Below are 8,279 nucleotides of genomic sequence, written 5' to 3' on the forward strand. Positions count from 1 at the left end.
TGCACATGGTCGAGCAGCTCGTCGGCGTACTTGGTGATGTTGAGGTAGTAGCCGGGGATCTCGCGCTTTTCGATCACGGCGCCCGAGCGCCAGCCCTTGCCGTCGATCACCTGCTCGTTGGCGAGCACGGTCTGGTCGACCGGGTCCCAGTTGACGATTTGCGTGCGGCGCTCGGCGATGCCGGCCTTGAGCATGCGCAGGAACAACCATTGGTTCCAGCGGTAGTAGTCGGGCGAGCAGGTCGTGACCTCGCGGCTCCAGTCGATGGCCAGGCCCATCGCCTGCATCTGCCGCTTCATGTAGGCGATGTTGTCGTAGGTCCACTTGGCCGGCGGCACCTTGTTCTTGATGGCGGCGTTTTCTGCCGGCAGACCGAAGGCGTCCCAGCCCATGGGCATCAGCACGTTCATGCCCTTCATGCGCAGCTGGCGCGTGAGCATGTCGTTGATGGTGTAGTTGCGCACGTGGCCCATGTGCAGCTTGCCGCTGGGGTAGGGCAGCATCGAGCAGGCGTAGAACTTTTCCTTGCTCGCGTCTTCCGTCACGCGGTAGGCGTCGGCAGCCGTCCACGCGGCCTGGGCGGCGCGCTCGATGTCATTGGGCTTGAAGTCGGAGTTCATGGGTCGAGCCGGGCGGGCGGCAGCCTCTTCTTGGGGGGTGGGCGATTATAGGAAGGCACACCCCTGCGACAACTCCCGTTCGGCTGAGCTTGCCTATCCTGAGCCTCCGTAGAAGGGTCGAAGCCAGCGCCGTGCACTCGTCCCTTCGACAGGCTCAGGGTGAACGGAACGGAAATCTCTAGAACCGCGGTAGCTCGGCAAACGGCAGCAGCCCCTTGCGCACATGCATCTTTCCGTACTCGGCGCAGCGCACGAGCGTGGGGATCACCTTGCCGGGGTTGAGCAGGCCTTCGGGATCGAAGGCGCGCTTGAGGGCGAGCATCTGCTCACGCTCGGCCGGTGAAAACTGCACGCACATCGACGACAGCTTTTCGACGCCCACGCCGTGCTCACCCGTCACCGTGCCGCCGAACCGGACGCTGGTTTCCAGGATGTCGGCGCCGAAAAGTTCGCAGCGGCGCAGCTGGTCGGGGTCGTTGGCGTCGAACAGGATCAGCGGGTGCAGGTTGCCGTCGCCGGCGTGGAACACGTTGACGCAGCGCAGTTCGTACTTTTTCTCCATCTCGGCAATGGCGAGCAGGATGTCGGCCAGGCGCTTGCGCGGGATGGTCGAGTCCATGCACATGTAGTCGGGGCTGATGCGCCCACTGGCCGGAAAGGCGTTCTTGCGCCCGCTCCAGAAACGCAGGCGCTGGGCTTCGTCCTTGCTCACCTCCATGCGGGTGGCGCCGCTTTCGGCCAGCACGTCGAGCATGCGGCCGATTTCTTCGGCCACTTCTTCGGGCGTGCCATCGCTTTCGCACAGCAGGATGGCCGCGGCATCGAGGTCGTAACCCGCGTTCACGAAGCCTTCGACGGCGGCAACCATCGGCTTGTCCATCATCTCCAGCCCGGCCGGGATGATGCCGGCAGCAATGATGTTCGCCACCGCATCGCCAGCACGGCGGATGTCGTCGAAGCTTGCCATGATGCAGCGCGCGAGCTGCGGCTTGGGAACGAGTTTCACGGTGACTTCGATCGCCACCGCCAGCATGCCTTCGCTGCCGATCAGCACCGTCATCAGGTCGAGGCCGGCCACGTCGAGCGCTTCGGCGCCGAACTCGACCGCCTCGCCGTCGGCCATAAAGCCGCGCACGCGCAGCACGTTGTGCAAGGTCAGGCCGTACTTGAGGCAGTGCACACCGCCCGAGTTTTCGGCGACGTTGCCACCGATGGTGCAGGCGATCTGGCTGCTGGGGTCGGGTGCGTAGTACAGGCCGAGTGGCGCCACGGCCTCGCTGATGGCCAGGTTGCGCACACCGCACTGCACGGTGGCCGTGCGCGCCAGCGCGTCGACCTTCACGATGCGGTTGAACTTGGCGAGGCTGAGCGTCACACCCATGCGGTGCGGCATGGCGCCGCCCGACAAGCCGGTGCCCGCGCCGCGCGCCACCACCGGCACACCGAGCTTGTGGCAGGCGCGCAGCACGGCGGCGACCTGCTCTTCGGTTTCGGGCAGGGCTACGGCCAGCGGCTGCTCGCGGTACGCGGTGAGGCCGTCACATTCGTAGGGCACCGTGTCTTCGCTTTGCCACAACAGGGCGTGCGGCGGCAACAAGGCGGCCAGCTCGGCGACCACCGACGACTGTCGGGCCACACGCTCGTCGCGCGTGGGGGCGGGGGGAGTGGTCATCGTGTTCATGGATCGGGTCAGGCAAAGAAGATCAAGCAGAGAAGATCAAGCAGAGAAGACGGTCAGCACACCGGTGTAGCCATACAGGTGCCGGCGTGCGATCTCGCCCGAGGCAAAAAAGCCTGCCAGCGGCACATCACCCAGCGCCCGGCGAATGATCGCCAGCTCGGCCGAGGGCGCGCCGAAGTGCGGCCCGCCTCGGCCGACGCAGCTCACGTAGATGGCCCCGGCGATGCGCCGCGCCGGGTGCGGCGCGTGGTCGGCTTCGGCGCCTTGCAAGGCGAGCGCGGTCTCCACCGGCAGGGTCTCGGGTTCGAGCTCTTCGCGGATCTCGGTGCAGATGCGCACCAGGTCGCGCCGCGCGGCCTCGGTGTCGCGGCGGCAGAAGGCGATCTGCATGCCCTCTTCCACCTCGTCGCTCAGCGCCACACCCCCACGCGCCGGGTCGATGCCGACCAGGTGGCGCACGCGCGTGTCGGCACCAAACTGGCCGGGGCGCGACAAGGCGTCGTCGCTGCGGTCGATCAGGCCGACCAAAGTTTCGCGGATGCGCGGCAGGGCTTCGCGCGGCTCGCGCCCGCTCACGCCCAGGTCGCGCAGCAGGCACTCGAGTGCGGGCTCGCCGTCGAGCTGGTTGACGACGTTGCGCTCACCCTGGCTGACGTGGCGCACCGGGCCGATGGGCTGGCAGCCCTGGGTCACGCGCGACACCAGTGTCACTTCGGGGCCGAATGCCACACCCGACAAACCGCCTTCGAAGATGCCGTCGGCCAGCTGCAGCGGCTGGTTGCGCGCCGAGGCGAGGCCGCCAAACAGATAACCGGTTTGCGTGAGTTTGCTCATGTCGGCGATCAGCTCGCCCAGGTCGGCGGTGCGGCCGTCGGCATGCACCTGCGCGGTGGCGGCCTCGAAACCAGCCGGTGCCTGGCTCAGCGGGCGCGCACCGGAAAACACGCAGAACTGGTCACGCGGCAGGTCGGCCAGCATCAGCACCAGCGCGGGCTCGTCGAAATACTCCACCCCATTGGCCGCCAGGCCGATGCCCGAGGCGCCCACCCAGGCCACACCCGGCCAGCGCTGTCGCAGCTCGGCGAGCAAGGCCTTGGCCTGCGGGGCGTAGTGGTCGCTGAAATAGGCCCAACCGAGCGTGGGCTGGTTGATGTGCAGGCCGGCAGGGTCGGCGCGCTGCGCCTCGATCTGCGCCGCGGCCAGCGCCACGGCCATGCGCCAGTCGGGGTGCGTGGCGTGGGCGTGGGCAAACAGCTTCATCGCGCGCGGGCCCGCTGGCTCACCGGGCCTTGGGGCTCTTGGTTTTGCGCGCGGCGGCGCGCTTGCGCACCGCGGCACCGGCCGCACCGGCGGCCACACCCGCCGCGGTGCGCGCCACCTGGCCCGGCATGCTGGCGGCCTTCTTGAGCGTCTGGCCGGCGGCGTCGACCGACTGCTTGAGCATCGCGCCCGCCAGGTTCTTGGCGGCGTCGGTGGCGCTGTCTTTCATCGCCACGGTGGCCAGCTCGGTGAACTGCTTGGTGAGCGCGCCCCACCACTGCATCGGGTCGACCGCCTGAGGTGCCGACTCGGCGCCTTTCGAGCCCGCCTTGCGCACGCTCTTGGCGGCAGGCGGCGCAGCGGCGGCAAGGGCAGCTGCGGCCTCGGGCGGGCGAATGGTGAGCGACTCGCGCAGGTCGGTCATCTGCACGTTCATGGTCTTGAGGGTGGACAGCGTCATGCGCTGCACCTCCAGCGCCTGGATGGTGGCACCCAGCATGCGGGCGTTCTGCTCCAGCCAGAACTGCACGGTGCGCAGCTCCTCGATGCGTTTTTCGAGCTCTTCCGGGTTGAGCGTGGGGGCGACCCACTGGCCGATGTTGGGCAAGGCCGAGCCGGCGTTCTTGACCAGGCCTTGCAGGAAGTCGAACCCGGGAACCATCTTGGTGAAGCTGGAGGTATCGGCCATGGTGCTGTGTCTCCTGAAGAAGCCCGCGTTGTGTGCGTGTGCAAGCGATTGTGCATGCGATGCACCTGCCGTGGTGATCGTCAACCTGCAAGCTGTAGCAGGTGACGCGGGTGCTGACTTGCCCGACCCTGCGTCGGCTGGTCGTGGATCAGCACCAACCCGTTCACTTCACAAGGATGAACCATGAGTCTCCATGACAAGCGCATCACCCGGCCACAAGCCACTCTGGGTGCTCTGATCGCCGTGAGTTTGTGTGCCCCGCTGTGGGCGCACGCCGGTGGCCCGGCGGCAGCGGGCGATGCCGCGGCCGAGCGGCCCACCAACCGCCTGATCATCAAATACCGCAGCGGCGTCGCCGGCACCACCGCGACCGCAGGCGCCCCCGACCGCGCCCTGCTGCACCGAGGCGCACAAGGCGTGGCCGCGCGCTCGGGCCTGCAGCTGCAGCTGGTGCGGGTGGGTTCGTTCGACACCCAGGTGATGCGCCTCGACCGCGCGCTGCCGCAAGCCGACGTGGCGCAGTTGGCGCGCGACATCATGGCCGCCGACCCGTCGGTGGAATACGCCGAGCCCGACCGCATCCTGCAAGCCCAGCTCACCCCCAACGACACGCAGTACGGCCAGCAATGGCACTACTTCGAAGCCACCGGCGGGCTGAACCTGCCGACCGCCTGGGACAAATCCACCGGCACCGGTGTGGTGGCCGCCGTGATCGACACCGGCTACCGCCCGCACGCCGACCTGGCCGCCAACATCCTGCCGGGCTACGACTTCATCGCCGACACCTTCATCTCGAACGACGGCAACGGGCGTGACAGTGATGCCCAAGACCCCGGCGACGCCATCCAGGCCGGCGAGTGCGGCACCGGCAGCCCATCGCAAGACCAGTCGAGCAGCTGGCACGGCACCCACGTGGCCGGCACCATCGCCGCCGTCAGCAACAACGGCAGTGGCGTGGCCGGCGTGGCCTTCGGCGCGCGGGTGGTTCCGGTGCGGGTGCTGGGCAAGTGCGGGGGTTACACCTCGGACATCGCCGACGGCATGGTCTGGGCTTCGGGCGGCACCGTGGGCAGCATCCCCGCCAACCCCAACCCGGCGCGGGTGCTCAACCTCTCGCTCGGCGGCTCGGGCGCCTGCGACACCACCTCGCAAAACGCCATCAACAGCGCCCGCAGCCGCGGCACGGTGGTGGTGGTGGCGGCTGGCAACAGCAACGCCAACGCGGCCAACTTCTCACCGGCCAGCTGCGCCGGTGTGATCACCGTGGCAGCGACCAACCGCAGCGGCGGGCGGGCCTACTACTCCAACTACGGCAGCGTGGTGGAAGTGGCCGCTCCAGGCGGCGACGTGCGCAGCGGCTCAGCCAACGGCATCTTGTCGACCCTCAACAATGGCGCCACTGCGCCGGGTGCCGACGCCTACGCGTACTACCAAGGCACCTCGATGGCGGCGCCCCACGTGGCGGGCGTGGTCGCGCTGATGCTGTCGCGCAACCCTGCCCTCACGCCCGATGAGGTATCCACACGTTTGCAGGCATCGACACGCGCCTTCCCGGCCACCTGCTCGCAGTGCGGCACCGGCATCGTCGACGCCAACGCGGCGGTCGATGCGGCCGGCGGCGTGACCCCGCCACCACCACCGCCCCCGCCGCCGGGCAACGAGGTCGAGCCCAACAACAGCATGGGCACAGCGCAGGCCGTGACGCGCGGCACCACCATCAACGGCACGGTGGCGAGCAGCAGCGACACCGATTACTTCCGCGTCAGCGTGCCGGCACGCACCACCTTCACCAGCCGGCTCACGCCCAACGCCAGCGCCGACTACGACCTCTACGTCTACAACAGCAGTGGCCGGCAGGTGGGCAGCAGCGTCAAGGGCACAGGCCTGGTCGACAGCGTGAGCGTGACAAACAGCGGGAGCGCGGCGGCCACGTACTACGTGCGGGTGCGCTACTACAGCGGCGGGGTGGGCGCGACCGCCGGCACCTACACGCTGAACATCAACTGATCAGGGTTTGAAGTTGATGCGCTCAACGCGGTAACCGCGCTGGGCCATCAAGGCCGGCAAGGCCTGGGGGCCGAACAAGTGCAAGCTGCCGACGGCAGCAAACACGGTTTGGCCCCCGCTGTGCAGCGCGTCGATGCGTGCCGCCATTGCCGGGTTGCGGTCGTCGAGCATGGCTTTCAGGGTCGCCTGCTACAGCTCGGTGTGGGCGCAGTCGCACCACTCGCGGTAGCGCTCGAGCTCGTCGTCGCGCCCTTCGGCCCACACCTGGGCCACGCGCAGCAGCAGCGGGCGGGTGCGGTCCTGCTCCAGGTCGGACAACACTTTTTCCAGGCTCTCGCGCAAGTCGGTGGCCGACTGGCTGCGCATCAGCTTGAGTTGCAGCTCGGGCGTTTCGAGCGACACCACAGACTTTTTTTGTCGCCGAGCCAGATGGGCCAGCGCGGGGTCGATGCCGTAGTTGGCGTCGAGGCCGTCACGCCGCGCCGACATCATCACCAGCAAGGCGCCCACCATCTCGGGCGACATGGCGGAGAGCATTTCGTTTGGTGCACAGGCCACACGCAGCTGGGCGCGCAATCGGGTGGCCAGGTCTTGGGGCAGTTGTGCGCCCGGCTCGCCCGCCTTGGGGGCCATGCCGGCTTGCAGGCGCTGCATCAGGGCGGTGTCGGTGATGTCGAGCTCCAGCGCCACCACCTGGCTGGCTTTCAAGGCAGCGCTGACCTGCGGGCCGGGGAACATCCACTCGCGACGCGCGAGGTGGATGGTGCCGTAGAGGTAGGAGCTTTGGCCGCCCTTGCTGATGCGCCAGAGAAAGCCGCGGTCACGCGCCTGCGCGGTCAACTTGGCGCGCTCCTCGGCCGAGGGCATGCTGGCCTGCGGCGGGCAGTCGGCCGGCGCCGGGGTTTGGGCCTGCGCTTGCAAGCCGATGAAGAAGCAGGCCACTGCCAACGTGCTGCGCCAACGGCGAGCGGATGTCATCGCGCTGCCCCGGTGTCGATGGTCAGCAGACCATCACGTTGTTGCCAGCGCAGCTTGCCGAGCACGTCCATGCCCAAGAGCGGGCGGCCATTCAAACCCGCCAGCGCGGTGATGGCCAGGCGCTCGACACGCACGCCCCCCTGCAACGCCACGTCGGCCCGCACCACCTCGCCGGTGACCACACCCCCGGCGGTGTTGCTCTTCACACGGCCGATGGTTTCGAGCTTCAGCTCACGCGCCATCGATTGCGACATGGCGGTGCTGGTGGCGCCGGTGTCGATGAGGAAGTCGACGTCCATCCCGTTGATGCTGCCCGGCCAGTGGTAGTGGCCATCGGGCCCGCGGCGAATTTCGATCACCCCGCCCGTGGCTTGGAAGCGCGACTGCTGCTGGTTGTGCTCCCAGGTGCGAATGCCGAGGAACACCGCCACACCCAGGAGCAGCCAGACCGTGGCGATCTTGAGCGTGCGCGGGAACTCGTTCATGACAGCCCCTCGCCCGACGAGTACGTCTGGCGATCTCCCGAGGGAATGCGGGCCGGCTTGGGAGCGGCCCGGCGCTCGGCCCGCTTCATGCGGCAGCGTCGGGAACCAGCGCCGTCACCGCCTGGTCAATCGCCCCGAACACCGTCTGCCCATCCAGCCCCTTCATCTCGATGCGGATGGTGTCGCCGAACTTCATGAACTCGGTCTTGGGCTCGCCGTGTTCGATGGTCTCGATGGCGCGCTTTTCGGCGACACACGAGTAGCCGTGCGTCCAGTCCTTGTTGCTCACGGTGCCGCTGCCGATGATGCTGCCGGCGCGCACGTTGCGCGTCTTGCACAGGTGGGCAATCAGCTGGCCGAAGTGGAAGGTCATCTCCGGGCCGGCGTCGCACAGGCCCACGCGCCTGCCGTTCCAGGTGCTTTGCAGCGGCAGGTGCAGGCGCCCGCCGCGCCAGGGGTCGCCGAGCTCGTCGGGCGTGACGGCCACCGGGCTGAACGCTGTGGCCGGTTTGCTCTGCAAGAAGCCGAAACCCTTGGCTAACTCGGCCGGGATCAGGTTG

The 8,279-nt window shown here is 68.2% G+C and carries 7 protein-coding genes and 1 pseudogene; 1 reads left to right on the forward strand and 7 read right to left on the reverse strand.

Features of this window, described 5'->3' with window-relative positions:
* The 4 genes from RMO40_RS04375 to RMO40_RS04390 form a co-directional block, all read right to left on the reverse strand.
* The coding region (locus tag RMO40_RS04375) for a class I tRNA ligase family protein (RefSeq protein ID WP_309716830.1) at positions 1-620 on the reverse strand (620 nt) is incomplete at its 3' end.
* A 178-nt stretch (positions 621-798) separates the two neighbouring features.
* Positions 799-2,301 (reverse strand): FAD-linked oxidase C-terminal domain-containing protein, encoded by a 1,503-nt coding sequence (locus tag RMO40_RS04380; protein WP_309716834.1) that lies wholly within the window; start codon positions 2,299-2,301, stop codon positions 799-801.
* A gap of 36 nt (positions 2,302-2,337) precedes the next feature.
* Positions 2,338-3,561: an FIST N-terminal domain-containing protein gene (locus RMO40_RS04385; RefSeq protein ID WP_309716837.1), complete on the reverse strand. Its 1,224-nt coding sequence runs from the start codon at positions 3,559-3,561 to the stop codon at positions 2,338-2,340.
* Positions 3,562-3,580: 19 nt separating this feature from the next.
* Positions 3,581-4,249 (reverse strand): PhaM family polyhydroxyalkanoate granule multifunctional regulatory protein, encoded by a 669-nt coding sequence (locus tag RMO40_RS04390; RefSeq protein WP_309716840.1) that lies wholly within the window; start codon positions 4,247-4,249, stop codon positions 3,581-3,583.
* Between the two features lie 183 nt (positions 4,250-4,432).
* On the opposite strand from RMO40_RS04390, the gene RMO40_RS04395 reads away from it, so the two are divergent.
* Positions 4,433-6,256, forward strand: coding sequence for a S8 family serine peptidase (locus tag RMO40_RS04395; protein ID WP_309716843.1), 1,824 nt, complete (start codon positions 4,433-4,435; stop codon positions 6,254-6,256).
* On the opposite strand, the pseudogene RMO40_RS04400 reads toward RMO40_RS04395, so the two are convergent.
* The 3 genes and pseudogenes from RMO40_RS04400 to RMO40_RS04410 all read right to left on the reverse strand — a co-directional run.
* A pseudogene (locus RMO40_RS04400) lies at positions 6,257-7,234 on the reverse strand (TraB/GumN family protein). It abuts the gene before it with no gap.
* Positions 7,231-7,719, reverse strand: coding sequence for a TIGR02281 family clan AA aspartic protease (locus RMO40_RS04405; RefSeq protein WP_309716846.1), 489 nt, complete (start codon positions 7,717-7,719; stop codon positions 7,231-7,233). Before RMO40_RS04405 ends, RMO40_RS04400 begins: the two are co-directional and overlap by 4 nt.
* 85 nt (positions 7,720-7,804) lie before the next feature.
* The coding region (locus RMO40_RS04410) for a fumarylacetoacetate hydrolase family protein (protein ID WP_309716849.1) at positions 7,805-8,279 on the reverse strand (475 nt) is incomplete at its 5' end.

The sequence above is a fragment of the Rhizobacter sp. genome (genome assembly GCF_031412075.1).
Lineage (GTDB): Bacteria > Pseudomonadota > Gammaproteobacteria > Burkholderiales > Burkholderiaceae_C > Rhizobacter.

Bases quoted from the DNA above. Each gene is read 5' to 3' on its own strand.
- RMO40_RS04380 (WP_309716834.1), bottom strand. From the start codon at position 2,301: ATGAACACGATGACCACTCCCCCCGCCCCCACGCGCGACGAGCGTGTG.
- RMO40_RS04385 (WP_309716837.1), bottom strand. From the start codon at position 3,561: ATGAAGCTGTTTGCCCACGCCCACGCCACGCACCCCGACTGGCGCATG.
- RMO40_RS04390 (WP_309716840.1), bottom strand. From the start codon at position 4,249: ATGGCCGATACCTCCAGCTTCACCAAGATGGTTCCCGGGTTCGACTTC.
- RMO40_RS04395 (WP_309716843.1), top strand. From the start codon at position 4,433: ATGAGTCTCCATGACAAGCGCATCACCCGGCCACAAGCCACTCTGGGT.
- RMO40_RS04405 (WP_309716846.1), bottom strand. From the start codon at position 7,719: ATGAACGAGTTCCCGCGCACGCTCAAGATCGCCACGGTCTGGCTGCTC.